General features: G+C 72.8%; 9 protein-coding genes. All 9 read right to left on the reverse strand.

The features are described 5' to 3' along the window. Positions 1 to 92 precede the first annotated feature (92 nt). The 9 genes from LOK46_RS19735 to rimP all read right to left on the reverse strand — a co-directional run bounded on the left by LOK46_RS19735 (position 93) and on the right by rimP (position 12735). On the reverse strand, positions 93 to 686 hold the full coding sequence (locus LOK46_RS19735) for a biliverdin-producing heme oxygenase (RefSeq protein ID WP_273560005.1): 594 nt from the start codon (positions 684 to 686) through the stop codon (positions 93 to 95). After that, entirely contained in the window at positions 683 to 3298 is a 2616-nt protein-coding gene (locus tag LOK46_RS19740; protein WP_273560007.1) for a histidine kinase dimerization/phosphoacceptor domain -containing protein, read from the reverse strand. The genes LOK46_RS19735 and LOK46_RS19740 overlap by 4 nt, the downstream gene beginning before the upstream one ends. An 84-nt stretch (positions 3299 to 3382) precedes the next feature. Further along, positions 3383 to 4768, reverse strand: a complete 1386-nt coding sequence (locus tag LOK46_RS19745; protein WP_273564641.1) for a dihydrolipoyl dehydrogenase — start codon at positions 4766 to 4768, stop codon at positions 3383 to 3385. 134 nt (positions 4769 to 4902) lie between these two features. Next, complete coding sequence (gene truB, locus LOK46_RS19750; RefSeq protein ID WP_443192902.1) at positions 4903 to 5919, reverse strand: tRNA pseudouridine(55) synthase TruB; 1017 nt, start codon at positions 5917 to 5919, stop codon at positions 4903 to 4905. Positions 5920 to 5985: 66 nt separating this feature from the next. Beyond that, positions 5986 to 6414 carry a 30S ribosome-binding factor RbfA gene (rbfA, locus tag LOK46_RS19755; RefSeq protein ID WP_012320660.1) on the reverse strand — a complete coding sequence of 143 codons (429 nt, stop codon included), beginning with the start codon at positions 6412 to 6414 and terminating at the stop codon, positions 5986 to 5988. A 104-nt stretch (positions 6415 to 6518) separates the two neighbouring features. Then, the gene (gene infB, locus LOK46_RS19760) at positions 6519 to 9455 is read right to left on the reverse strand and encodes a translation initiation factor IF-2 (protein ID WP_273560011.1); all 2937 of its coding nucleotides are present in this window, start codon (positions 9453 to 9455) and stop codon (positions 6519 to 6521) included. Between the two features lie 76 nt (positions 9456 to 9531). Further along, positions 9532 to 10254, reverse strand: coding sequence for an RNA-binding protein (locus LOK46_RS19765; protein ID WP_273560012.1), 723 nt, complete (start codon positions 10252 to 10254; stop codon positions 9532 to 9534). Positions 10255 to 10277: 23 nt separating this feature from the next. Further along, positions 10278 to 11903 carry a transcription termination factor NusA gene (gene nusA / locus LOK46_RS19770; RefSeq protein WP_273560014.1) on the reverse strand — a complete coding sequence of 542 codons (1626 nt, stop codon included), beginning with the start codon at positions 11901 to 11903 and terminating at the stop codon, positions 10278 to 10280. A 64-nt stretch (positions 11904 to 11967) separates the two neighbouring features. Continuing rightward, on the reverse strand, positions 11968 to 12735 hold the full coding sequence (rimP, locus tag LOK46_RS19775) for a ribosome maturation factor RimP (protein ID WP_273560016.1): 768 nt from the start codon (positions 12733 to 12735) through the stop codon (positions 11968 to 11970). Positions 12736 to 12739: the final 4 nt, after the last annotated feature.

The following is a 12739-nucleotide window of genomic DNA, read 5'->3' on the forward strand; positions in this document are numbered from 1 at the left end:
GTCCCGGCCGATGCCGTCAAATGCCGCGCTGTCCCGCGGCTGATGGTTCATCCGACAGCGGAGCGCGACGGCGTCGGGCGCGCCTGAGCGGCTCAGGCGGCGGCCGGCAGCTCCGGGACCGGGCAGAGCCACGCGCGCATCGCCGCGAAGGTCGACACGGCCGCGCCGGTGAGCGCGGCCTCCGCGGCCGGGTCGTCGCCGAACGCGTCCAGGCGCGTCCGGAAGGCGGCCCACATCGCTCCGGCGGCGGGCCCGTGCGCCCGGTAATAGGCGAGACCCGCGCCGGAGAAGCCGTGCAGGCCGGCGATGTGCCGGCCGATCAGCTGCCCGCCGAGGGTCGATCCCTCCAGCACGTAGAGGGCGCCCGTGGCGGCGGCCGGCCCGTGGAAAACCGGAGCGGCCGGCCCCGGGAGCGCCGCCACCGCGCCCGGATGGAGGCCGAGATGGCCGAGGTCCGCCGCGAGCAGCGCGAGGCGGCGGCGCGGCGCCAGGAACGGCTCGTCGGCGAGCCCGGACCCGATGGCCGCTTCCCAGACCGCGTGGAAGCCGTAGAGGCGCCCCAGCAGGTCCCGATAGCCGCCGAGCGTCGCCACCCGCGCCTGCCAGTCGAGGGACACCTCCAGCGCCCGGTGGGCCGGATCGGTCGCGGCGCGCAGCCGCGCGTGCAGGCCGTCGCGGGTCGTCACGCGGTGATCGTGAAGCAGGCGCCGGGCGTGTTGGCGACGGTGAGCTTGGCGTTGATCTGATCGAGCATCGCGCGGATCAGCTTCATGCCCAGGCCGGAGCCCTTGCTCCGCGCCTTGGCGTCCGCCCAGTCGTCGGGCAGGCCGCCCCCGTCGTCGCAGACGCGCAGCTGGACCTCGCCGGGACCGGAGGCCGAGACGCTGACCTCGACGCGGCCGCCGCCCGCCGGGTTCGCCGCGTACTTGAAGGCGTTGGTGACGAGTTCCGTGGCGATCAGCGAGAGCGCCACCGCCTTGCGGTAGGGCACCATCAGGCCGGGCTCCGCCGACATGTCGACCGCGTGCCCGTCGCCGGCGAGGCCCGCGAGGTCGTTGCACAGGCTCTCGATGGTCTGGCCGAGATCGACCTCGTCGAACCGGTCCGCCTGGTACAGGCTGTCGTGCACCCGCGCGACGCTCATCACCCGCGCGGAGGTGTCGGCGAAGGCCTGCCGGGCCTCGCCGTCGGCGATCTGGCGCCGCTGCATCTGCAGGAAGGCCGAGACGATCTGCAGGGAATTCTTAACCCGGTGGTCGATCTCCCGCGTGAGCAGGTCCTTCTGCTCGAGCAGGCGCTCCTTCTCGGCGAGCAGGCTGGTGAGCTCGTCGATCTTGCGCCGCTGGCGCAGCACCACGCCCTCGACCGCCTCGGCCAGGGAGCCGGCGAGCTGGACCTGCCATTCCGCGAACGGCGCGGCGAAGCCGGTGCGCTCCTCGACCCAGCGCTCGAAGGAGCGGCGGGGCAGCACGGCCACGGGACCGCTTCCGGCGAGCACGGGCTTGCGCGGGTCGCCGCCCCACGTGACCGTGCTGGGCACCTCGGGCCGGAACCACACCAGCAGGTTCTCGCGCGAGTCGTCGACGAAGGCCGCGAGCAGGCCGCTGGCGATCTCGCGATGCGGGCCGGCCTCCGGATAATCGGCGCTGAAGCTGTCGCTGCTGTAGACGACCTCGCCCGCCGGGACGCGCGCCCGCAGCCAGCCCGCGATCGCCGCCACCATCCCGGCCGGCGGCGTCCGGCCGATCCGCGTGACCCGCTCGCCCGAGACGATGCCGGCGCCGGTGGCGCTGAACAGGTCGAGCAGCGTCGTCGTCCCGGCGGTCAGGGCGGCCACAAAGTCGTCGGATCGCGTCAGGCCGCGCACGAGACGCCCCTCGACGTCGAGATGCGCCTGACGCTCGGCCCAGAGCCGGCGCGACTCGATCTCCTGCACCCGCATGGCGAAGGCGTCGGTGAGCACCGTGGCGGCCGCGCGCGTCTCCGGCGTGACGTAGTGCGGGCGGCGGTGGTGACCGATCATCAGGCCCCAGAGCCGCCCCTCGACCATGATCGAGATCGACATGGAGCCGTTCACGCCGAGGTTGCGCTGGTACTCCAGGTGGATCGGCGAGAGCGTGCGGTGCTGGGCGAAGGTCAGGTCGATCGGGCCGTTGCCGGCGCCGGGGGCCGAGACCAGCCCGACCGGGACGCTGTCGCGGTCGATAACGAAGCGGCTCTTGGCCTTGGTGTAGAGGGCCCGGGCCTGGGCGGGGATGTCGGAGGCGGGGAAGCGCAGGCCCAGCAGGCTGCGCGACCAGCCCGGCACCTTGTCCTCGGCCACGGCCTCGCCGTTCCAGTCCGTGTCGAAGCGGTAGACCAGGACCGCCTCGAAGCCAGTCAGCGCCCGGATCTCGAGGGCCGCGATCCGGGCGGCCTCCACCAGGGTCCCGGCCTCGCGCAGGCGTCCGACGGCGAGTTCGGTGTCGACCTGGCTCGCCGTGGCGAAATCGTCGGCCGAATCCGGCTCCAGCTCGAGCTCGACGATGACGCGGCCGGCATGGGCGTGGGCGACGGCGTGATAGGCGGTGCCGCGGTCCGGGAAGGTCAGGGTCCGGCGCATGGAGGCGCCGTCGTCGAGGGTCCCGCTCGCGAGCCGCGCGCGGATCGCCGCGACGAACGCCGCCGGCAGCACGTCCGCCAGGGGCCGGCCCGCCAGCGGCGGCTCGATCGGGTCGATGATCTCGCCGACATTGGCCGAGTAGGCCGCGACCAGGAGGGTTCCGGCATCGGCCGCGAGCATCACGGCGTTGGGCTGGATCGAGCCCGGGATGTGGATCGGCTCGCGCTCGCAGAGGCTGGCGTCCACCGGCTCGGCGCGCACGCGCCGGCCGATCGCCGCCAGGACGGCCTCGCGCGACAGGTCGGCCCCGAGGCTCTCGACGGGATTGATGGTCAGCCACGTCACGGGACGCGTGCCGCCGATCTGGCCGTGACGCATGTGGATCCGGGCCCGGAGCGGCTGCGGCAGCCGGCCGAAGACGTAGTCGAAGGTCTCGTCCAGGGCGCCGCGGCGCGCGCCCGCCAGGAACCGGCCGCGGAAGCCCGGCACGTTCGTGCCCGGCATCACGTCGCGGAAATAGTCGCGCCCGAGGACGGCCTCGCGCGACAGCCCGGAGATCGCGCTCGCGCCCTCGCTGAAGGCCACGACGGTGCCGGCCGCATCGAGCCCGATCACGCCCTGGTCCAGGCGGTCGAGCGCGTCCGGCGCCATGACGTCGAGATCGACGTCCGTATCGGGGGCCTGGCTGGGCGGCATCAGGAGCGAAACCGGCTCATTCAGACGGGTATGGCGACCGGAATGGCCGAGCGCAATGCTTGTGATGTCGGCAAGATCAATGCCTCAGCTTGTCTGTATGATCTTAGACATAATACTGATAAGCCCTTCTTCAACCGTAGGATGATACACCGGTCGATCATGCACGGCCTGGGCCGTCTGCTTGTCCGCGACAGCGTACGTGAGCAGGTGCGCGAGGTGCTCCACGGCCGGCCCGAGCATCTCGCCCCCGAGCAGTCGCCCGGACCGATCGGCCCAGATCCGCATGCCGCCGCGGTTCAGCCCCTCCACGCGGGCGCGCCCCTGATCCGAGAAATCCCGGGCGCCGACGATCCGTCGATCGTCCTCCGGGTCGTAGGGCGCGCCGATCACCGCCGCCTGGGGATGGGTGAAGACCATCGCGAGGCTCGTCCAAGGCTCCGGCGTCGCGACCGGGCGGCCCGCCGCGAGGGCGGCCGCGTTGGCGCCCGCGATCCCACCCTGCCGGCTGGCCTCGTGCAGCACCGGCCTCCAGCCGTCGACGTCGCCGGCGATCAGGATCGGTGCCCCCGCGCAGACGAGGCTGCGCCGGTCGAAATCCGGCACGCCGCCGGCCTCGAGGCACAGACCGGTCGCCTCGAGGCCGAGGGCCTCCAGATTGGGGGAACGGCCGGTGGCGGCCAGCACCCGCGCCGCCCGCGTGACCTGTTCGCGCCCGTCGCGGTCAGTCCAGTGGAGACAGACGGCGTCGCTGTCCCGAACGGCCTGCCGGAGCTCGGCGCCGAGATGTAGATCCAGCTCCGCGCCGAAGATCGCGGCGGCCTGCTGGGCGAGGTCGGGCACGGTCAGGCCGGCGACGGTGTCGCCGGCGTCGATCACCGTGACGGCGACGCCGAGCCGCGCCATCGCCTGCGCGACCTCGATCCCCACGGCTCCCGCCCCGAGGACGGCCAGCGAGGCCGGGAGGTCGGGGATCTCGAAGAGCGTGTCGGTGGTGAGGACGTCCGCCCCGAGGCCGCGCAGCGGCTCCGGGACGATCGGGCTCGATCCCGTGGCGATGACAGCTGCCCGGAAGCGGATCCGGGTCGCGTCGTCGATCAGCAGGGTGCGGTCGCTCTCGAACCGGGCCGTGCCGCCGAGGCGCTCGTCTTCGGGGAGATCGTCGAGGCCGTCGAGGACGCTGCCGACGAACCGGTCGCGCTCCGCGCGGAGGCGCCGCAGCACGGCGGGCCCGTCCACCGCGACCTCGGGAACCCGGATGCCGAACAGGTCGGCAGTGCGCGCCGCGTGGGCGGCCGCGCCCGCGGCGATCAGGAGCTTCGAGGGCATGCAGCCGACCCGCGCGCAGGTCGTCCCGCCGGGACCGCGCTCGATCAGCACCGACCGCGCCCCCGCCGCCGTCGCGGCGCGATGGGCCGCGATTCCGGCGGTCCCGGCACCGATCACCGCCACGTCGTAGTCGAGCTCGCGCATCAGCATCCCGGACCGTCCGCCGGGGCCAAAGCGTCACGGCTCAGGTTCGTTCCGCCTGCGCGCTCACGTCTCAGCCCGACCTGAACCGGCCGGAGCCCCGCGCCCGCCCGCCCGGGCGGCGCGGGGCCGGGATGTCAGGCGCTGCGGCCGGGGGCCGTGCCGCCGAGGTGGAACACCCGGTGGGGGACCAGCTCGCCGCGCTCCACGTCGCCCACGGCGACCAGGATGCCGGCGCAGGTCGCGAAGGCCTTGCCCTCCACGGGAGCGTCGCGGCCCCGCAGGATGACCGGCTGCCCCCGCATCAGGCGCAGCCCCAGGTCGCGCGACACCGCGACCTCCGGGATGGCGTCGAGGGCCGTCTCCACCGGGCGCAGGTAGGCGAGGGCCGCCTCGGGGCCGCCGTCGGTCAGGGCCGAGACCGCGCAGGCCTCGGCCTCCGAGAAGGGCCCGACGCGGGTCCGGCGCAGCGCGGCCACGTGGCCGTAGCAGCCGAGCATCCGGCCGAGATCGCGGGCCAGCGCCCGCACGTAGGTGCCCTTGCCGCACTCGGCCTCGATCACGGTGCGCTCGCCGTCGTGCTCGACCACCGCGAGCCGGTCGATCTGCACCGGCCGGGCGACCAGTTCCACGGTCTCGCCCTCGCGGGCGAGGTCGTAGGCGCGCTCGCCCTGGATCTTGATGGCCGAGTAGCGCGGCGGCACCTGCTCGATCGCCCCCACGAAGGCCGGCAGCGCCGCCTCGACCGCCGCCCGGTCCGGGCGGGCGTCGCTCGTCGCCACGGGGCGTCCCTCGGCATCGTCGGTGTCGGTCTCGACGCCCCACTGGACGGTGAACCGGTAGGCCTTGCGGCCGTCCATCACGAACGGGACGGTCTTGGTCGCCTCGCCGAGGGCGATCGGCAGGATGCCGGAGGCCAGCGGGTCGAGGGTACCGGCATGGCCGGCCTTCTTGGCGTTGAAGGCGCGCTTCACCACCGCGACCGCGTGGGTCGAGGTCATGCCGACGTGCTTGTCGAGGATCACCCAGCCCGAGACGTCCCGGCGCTTCGGCCGGTCGGGACGCGGACCGCGCTGAGGACGGCGCCCCTCCGGCCCGCGGCGCTCAGCGCTCGGCAGGGGAGCCTGGCGCTCGGCCGGCGGCATATCTTCCATGGAAACCGTCATGTCCGCGTGTCCCCCGGGGTCGATGCCCCGTCCCTTTCTGCTTGGTATCGGGACTCAATGCCCCGTCCCGGTCTCCGGTTCGTCGTCCTCGGGCGCGGAGTCGAGGTCGCGCTGGACCCGCTCGTCCCGCAGCAGCCTGTCGATGCGCGCCGCCTCGTCGAAGGTCTCGTCCCGCCGGAACCGCAGTTCCGGGGCGAATTTCAGGTTCACCCGCCGGGCCACCGCCTGGCGCAGCACCTTCCGGTGGCGCTCCAGGGCGGCGATCACCGGCGCCTCGTCGAGGCCGCCGAGCGGCATCACGTAGGCGGTGGCGAGCTTCAGGTCCGGCGACATGCGCACCTCGGGCACGGTCACGACGTGCGTGCCGAGCACCGGATCCTGGATGTCACCCCGCTGGAGCACCTCGGCCAGCGCGTGCCGCACGAGTTCGGCCACGCGCTGCTGACGCTGCGAGGGGCCGGTGGAGGTCGGTTTCTGGGCCATTCTGTCTCGGGCCGGCCCGCCGGAGCGGACGGCGCACGTCCTGAAAAAAGAAAAGACGGCCGCGGCAGGTGCCGCGGCCGCCCTGTCCGGATGAGTCCGGAGCGTCAGAGGGTGCGGCGGATCTCCTCGACCCGGTAGCACTCGATCACGTCGCCCGCGCGCATGTTCTCGAAGTTCTCGAAGGCCATGCCGCACTCCTGGCCGGAGGTGACTTCCTTCGCGTCGTCCTTGAAGCGCTTGAGCGTCTTGAGCTTGCCCTCGTGGATCACGACGCTGTCGCGGATCAGGCGAACGTGCGCGCCGCGCTCGACGATGCCGTCGGTGACGCGGCAACCCGCGACCTTGCCGACCTTCGAGACCTCGAAGACCTCCTGGATGGTCGCCTCGCCGAGGCGATCCTCCCGCAGGGTCGGCGGCAGCATCCCCGACAGCGTGGCTTTGATGTCGTCCACGAGGTCGTAGATGATGTTGTAGTACCGGATCTCGATGCCGGCCCGCTCGGCGGCCTCGCGGGCCTCCTTGAGGGCGCGCACGTTGAAGCCGATGACGACCGCCTTCGAGGCCTGTGCCAGGGTGATGTCCGACTCGGTGATGCCGCCGACACCCGCCAGGAGGATGCGGGCCGCGACCTCGTCGTTGCCGAGCTTCTCGAGCGCGCCCGAGATCGCCTCGACCGAGCCCTGGACGTCGCCCTTGATGACGACCGGCAGCTCCTTGCGGCCGGCGCCTTCCTTCAGGTCGCGCATCATGTCGACGAGCGAGCGGTTGGCACCGCCGGTGCGGGCGTTCTGGCGCTCGCGCTTCTGGCGGGCGCGGTACTCGGTGACCTCGCGGGCGCGGGCCTCGCTCGGCACCACGGTCACGCGGTCGCCGGCATCGGGTGTGCCGTTGAAGCCCAGCACCTCCACCGGCACGGACGGGCCGGCATACTGGACGTTCTCGCCGAGGTCGTCGATCAGGGCGCGCACGCGGCCCCACTCGGCGCCCGCCACGACGATGTCGCCGGTGAACAGGGTGCCGCGCTGGACCAGGACCGTGGCCACCGGGCCGCGACCGCGGTCGAGCTGGGCCTCGATGACCGTCCCCTCGCCGTCGCGCTTCTCGTTGGCGCGCAGGTTCATGATCTCGGCCTGGATCTGGATGCCCTCCAGAAGCTCGGACAGGCCGTCGCCGGTCTTGGCGGAGACCTCGAACTCGAGGGTCTCACCGCCCATCGACTCGACCTGGATGTCGTGCTGCAGCAGTTCCGTGCGGACCCGCTCCGGCTTGGCGTCCGGCTTGTCGATCTTGTTGACCGCGATGATCATCGGGACGCCCGCCGCCTTGGCGTGCTGGATGGCCTCGATGGTCTGGGGCATGACGCCGTCATCGGCCGCCACCACGATCACCACGATGTCGGTGACCTTGGCGCCGCGGGCGCGCATCGACGTGAACGCCGCGTGGCCCGGGGTGTCGATGAAGGTGATCATGTCGCCGGACGGCGACGCGACCTGATAGGCGCCGATGTGCTGGGTGATGCCGCCGGCCTCACCATCGACCACGTTCGCCTTGCGGATCGCGTCGAGCAGAGACGTCTTGCCGTGATCGACGTGGCCCATGATGGTGACCACCGGCGGACGGGGATCGAGATCCTCCTCCAGATCCGGCTCGTCGGACGACAGACCCTCCTCGACGTCGGATTCGGCGACGCGGCGGACCGTGTGGCCGAGTTCCTCGGCGATGAGCTGGGCGGTGTCCGAGTCGATCACGTCGGTGATCTTGTGGATCTGGCCCTGCTTCATCAGCATGCGGATCACGTCCACGGCCCGCTCCGACATGCGGTTGGCGAGTTCCTGGATGGTGATCGTCTCGGGGATGGTCACCTCGCGGGACAGCTTCTCTTTCTGCTCGACATGGCCGCGGCCACTCATCCGCTGCTGGCGGCGGCGGAACGAGGCGACGGAGCGCGTGCGCTCGTCCTCACCCGACGTGGCGGTCGCGATGGTCAGACGGCCGCGGTTGCGATCGCCTCCCGGCGACTTCGGCGTCTTGGGCGGCGTGATGATCTTGAGCGGCATGCCCGGACGGCGGATCACCCGCTTGGTCTCGGACTCATCGTCGTTGGTCTGGGCTCCGCGACCGGCCGGGCGCGCGGCGGCACCCGCACCGGCAGGACGCGCCGCGGTCGCCGGCGTCGCGCTCTTCTCGGGCTCGGGGGCCGGGGCCGGGCGGGCCATGAAGTTGAGGTCGCGCGGCTTGCGCGTGTCAGCCGTGATGGTCTTGCGCGGCTCGCCCGTGGAGGGTCGCGGCGTCAGAGGCGGACGCGGAGCGGCCGGAGCAGCGGCGGGCGTGGCACGCGCCGCGGCCGGACGCGCGGCCTCGGTCTGACGGGCCGGAGCGGCCGGACGGGCCGGAGCAGCGGCGGCGGCCGCCGGGCGGGCCGGCGTGGCGGCGGGCTGGGCAGGCGCCGGAGCCGGGCTGGACGGCGCGGCGGCGGCGGCCTCGGCGGCGGGAGCCGGAGCGGCAGGCGCGGGCGGCGGAGCCGCGGCAGCAGCCTTGGCCGCCTCGGCCGCTTCCGCGGCGGCGGCAGCGGCCGCTGCCTTGCGCTCTTCCTCCTCGCGGCGGCGGGCCTCGGCGGCCTCACGCTCGCGGCGGGCCTGCTCCTCGGCCTCGCGGCGGCGCGCCGCGGCTTCGGCTTCTGCCTTCTGGCGCGCCTCGGCCTCGCGACGCTGCGCGTCGGCGAGGGCTGCGGCGCGGGCCGCGCTCTCCTGCTCGCTCAGGGTGCGGAGGACGACACCCGAGGCGGCGCGCTGCGCCGGACGCGGGGGCGGCGCCGTCGGCGCGGCGGCTGCCGGGCGCGGGGCGGGGGCAGGCTCGCGGGCAGGCGCGGCCGGTGCCGCACCGATTACGCGGCGCTTCACCGTCTCGACCACGACCTGCTTGGAGCGGCCATGGGAGAAGCTCTGACGCACGGTGCCCGCCTCGATCGGCCGCTTGAGAGAGAGCGGCTTCGGGGAAGTCCGATTCAGAGTCTTGTCGCCCGGGTTGTTCGTATCGCTCATTCAGCCTGAACCCTGAGGGTTTCCATCGTCCCGTGAACCGACGCCCGGTGGCGCCGGCCAAATCCGTCCTGCGTCGTCAACGTGAGGCTTCGTCGATCCCGCCGATTCGGGCTGGATCGGGCTCCCCGGTCGCCGCGGCGGCGCCCTCGAAGGAGCGTAGCCGACGCCAACGCGACAGGCAGCCGGCGGCTCCGGCTCCTGCGACGAGCGCAGCGTGTATCACATGATCCCGACCTAAGGCCATGTCCAATTCGTCCTCGGACAGGTCATCGATGATCGGGATCCTTGACATGGCGTCACCGTGGCGCCTGTGCAAGGCCGACGCGATCTTCCGCCGGCCGTCCGGGCTCGCCTCGGCGGCGTGAATCACCGCGATCGCGCCGGGCTGGCCGCCGATCGCGGCCTCGACCTTCGAGAAGCCCGCGACCACGCAGCCCGCCTTGTTGGCCATGGCGATGGCCTGCCGCAGGTCGTCCCGGAGCCCGGCGACGATCCGGTCCGGCAGGTCGGGGGCGGCCGGGGTCGGCCCCTTGAACGCCCGCGAGAACAGGTTCTTCCGCACCGCCGTGGCGACAGCCTCGCGCCGGGCGCTGATCCAGGCGCCGCGGCCCGGCAGCTTGGCGCGCAGGTCGGGCACGACGCTGCCGTCCGGCCCGCGCACGAACCGGATCATCGCCTCCGGCGCCTGGGCGACGCGGGTGACGATGCAGGTCCGCTCGGGCAAGCGGCGGCCGGGGCCGGCATCGAGCCCCCCGGCATCCAGCCCGTCCTCGGGCAGGGTCGTGTCGACCGCGACCATCGCGCCTCCGCGCCGCCTCTCGCTCAGGCCTCGGCCTGCGCCGGGGCGGTCTCGTCGCCCTCGGCCGCCTCGGCACCCTCCTCGGCCTCCGGCTCCGGCAGGGCCTCGATCCAGCCGGCCTTCAGGCGAGCGGCCATGATCAGGGCCTCGGCCTCGGCGCGGGACAGGTCGAACCCGTCGAGGTAGCCGGCGTGGCGCACGGCGTCGGGGCCGCGGCCCTCGGTGTAGCCGACCAGGTCGTCGGTGGCGCAGCCCGCCAGATCCTCGACGCTCTTCACGTCGTTCTCGCCGAGGGCGACCATCATGGGCGTGGTGATGCCCTCGATCTCGCGCAACTCGTCGGCGACGCCGAGCTCGGTGCGGCGGGCGTCGTGCGCCTGCTCGATCCGGGCGAGGTGGTCCTGGGCGCGGGCCTGGATCTCGGTGCCGGTCTCCTCGTCGAGCCCCTGGATGCCGGACAGCTCCTGAATGTCGACGTAGGCGATCTCCTCGACGTTGCGGAAGCCTTCCGCGGCGAGCAGCTGGCCGACGGTCTCGTCGACGTCGAGCGCCTCCATGAACACCTGGGTCCGCTCGGCGAACTCCTTCTGGCGGCGCTCCGACTCCTCGGCCTCGGTGAGGATGTCGATGTCCCAGCCGGTGAGCTGCGAGGCGAGGCGCACGTTCTGGCCGCGGCGGCCGATCGCCAGCGACAGCTGGTCGTCCGGCACCACCACCTCGATGCGGTCGGCCTCCTCGTCGAGCACCACCTTCACCACCTCGGCGGGCTGGAGGGCGTTGACGATGAAGGTCGCCTCGTCCTCCGACCACGGGATGATGTCGATCTTCTCCCCCTGCAGCTCGCCGACCACGGCCTGCACGCGCGAGCCGCGCATGCCGACGCAGGCGCCGACCGGGTCGATGCTGCCGTCGCGGGAGATCACCGCGATCTTGGCGCGGGAGCCCGGATCGCGGGCCACCGCCTTCACCTCGACGATGCCGTCGTAGATCTCGGGCACTTCCTGGCCGAACAGCTTGGCCATGAACTGGGGGTGCGAGCGCGACAGGAAGATCTGCGGGCCGCGGACCTCCGAGCGCACGTCGAACAGGTAGGAGCGGATGCGGTCGCCCGGCCGGAAGGTCTCGCGCGGGATCATCTCGTCCCGGCGCACGATGCCCTCGCCGCGGCCGAGATCGACGATGACGTTGCCGTACTCGACGCGCTTCACGATGCCGTTGAGGATCTCGCCGATGCGGTCCTTGTACTCGTCGAACTGGCGGGCGCGCTCGGCGTCGCGCACCTTCTGGACGATGACCTGCTTGGCCGACTGGGCGGCCACGCGGCCGAAATCGAAGGGCGGCAGGGTGTCGGAGATCACGTCGCCGACCAGCGCGCCCGGGTTGTAGCGGCGGGCCTGGTCGAGGGTGATCTCGCGGGCGTCGTTCTCCACCTCGTCGACGACCAGGAGGTGGCGCGAGAGGCGCAGCGCCCCGGTCTTGTTGTCGATCTCGGCGTGAACGTCGGTCTCGGCGCCGTAGCGGGAGCGGGCGGCCTTGGCGATCGCCTCCTCCATCGCGTCGATCACGATGGAGCGGTCGATCACCTTCTCGCGGGCCACCGCGTCGGCGATCTGGAGGAGTTCGAGCCTGTTGGCGCTGACGACGGCCATCGGTGTCGGTCCTTCTCTTCCGTCAAATCTTCGGGCCGGCCGCCGGGCGGCCGACGCGGGGGTCTCAGTGCAGGGAGTCGCGGTCCTTGAGCCGGGACGCCTTGGTCACGACCGGCTTCTTCGAGCCGGTCCGGGCCTGTTTCTGGGGCTTGGTCGCGGGACTGGCCTTCCGGGGACCCTTCGGCTGGAAGGGCGCGCGCGCCGGCGAAGGCGCGCCCTCCGCGGCGGCCGCCTCGTCGCCGGCCTCCACGTCCTCGTCGTCCGCGTCCGCCGGTCCGCCGCGGCGGAGCGACTCGCGGATCAGCTCGTCCGTGAGGACGAGATGGGCCTCGGCGAGGTCCTTCAGCGGCAGGTCGATGCGGCTCGGCAGCCCTTCCTTCACGTCGGGCAGGTCGATCGGGACGGTCGTCCCCGTCGGATCGGGCGCGCCCAGGATGCCGCGGAAGCGCTTGCGCCCGTCCAGCGGCGGGCTCAGCTCGACCTTGGCCTCGTAGCCGACCCAGCGGGCGAAGTCCGAGACCCGCACCAGCGGCCGGTCGATTCCGGGCGAGGACACTTCGAGGTTGTAGGCGCCGCCCACCGGGTCGTCGACGTCGAGGATCGGCGAGATCGCGCGGCTCACCGCCTCGCAATCGTCGATCGTGAAGGTGCCGTCCGGCCGCTCCGCCATGATCTGCACGGTGCAGCCGTTGACGTTGGACATCCGCACCCGGACCAGCCGGAAGCCGAGGCCCGCGAGCGGACCCTCGATCGCCTGCGCGACGCGCGCGGCGACTCCGGCCTCGCGGACGAGGCGCTTCTCGGACAGATCCGCTTCAATCTCGGACGACATGGGT

This window comes from Methylobacterium sp. NMS14P, assembly GCF_028583545.1.
Lineage (GTDB): Bacteria > Pseudomonadota > Alphaproteobacteria > Rhizobiales > Beijerinckiaceae > Methylobacterium.

Excerpts from the sequence above, each read along its gene's own strand:
- LOK46_RS19740 (WP_273560007.1), bottom strand. The coding sequence starts at position 3,298 with ATGCCGCCCAGCCAGGCCCCCGATACGGACGTCGATCTCGACGTCATG.
- LOK46_RS19745 (WP_273564641.1), bottom strand. The coding sequence starts at position 4,768 with ATGCGCGAGCTCGACTACGACGTGGCGGTGATCGGTGCCGGGACCGCC.
- truB (WP_443192902.1), bottom strand. The coding sequence starts at position 5,919 with ATGGAAGATATGCCGCCGGCCGAGCGCCAGGCTCCCCTGCCGAGCGCT.
- rbfA (WP_012320660.1), bottom strand. The coding sequence starts at position 6,414 with ATGGCCCAGAAACCGACCTCCACCGGCCCCTCGCAGCGTCAGCAGCGC.
- infB (WP_273560011.1), bottom strand. The coding sequence starts at position 9,455 with ATGAGCGATACGAACAACCCGGGCGACAAGACTCTGAATCGGACTTCC.
- LOK46_RS19765 (WP_273560012.1), bottom strand. The coding sequence starts at position 10,254 with ATGGTCGCGGTCGACACGACCCTGCCCGAGGACGGGCTGGATGCCGGG.
- nusA (WP_273560014.1), bottom strand. The coding sequence starts at position 11,903 with ATGGCCGTCGTCAGCGCCAACAGGCTCGAACTCCTCCAGATCGCCGAC.
- rimP (WP_273560016.1), bottom strand. The coding sequence starts at position 12,735 with ATGTCGTCCGAGATTGAAGCGGATCTGTCCGAGAAGCGCCTCGTCCGC.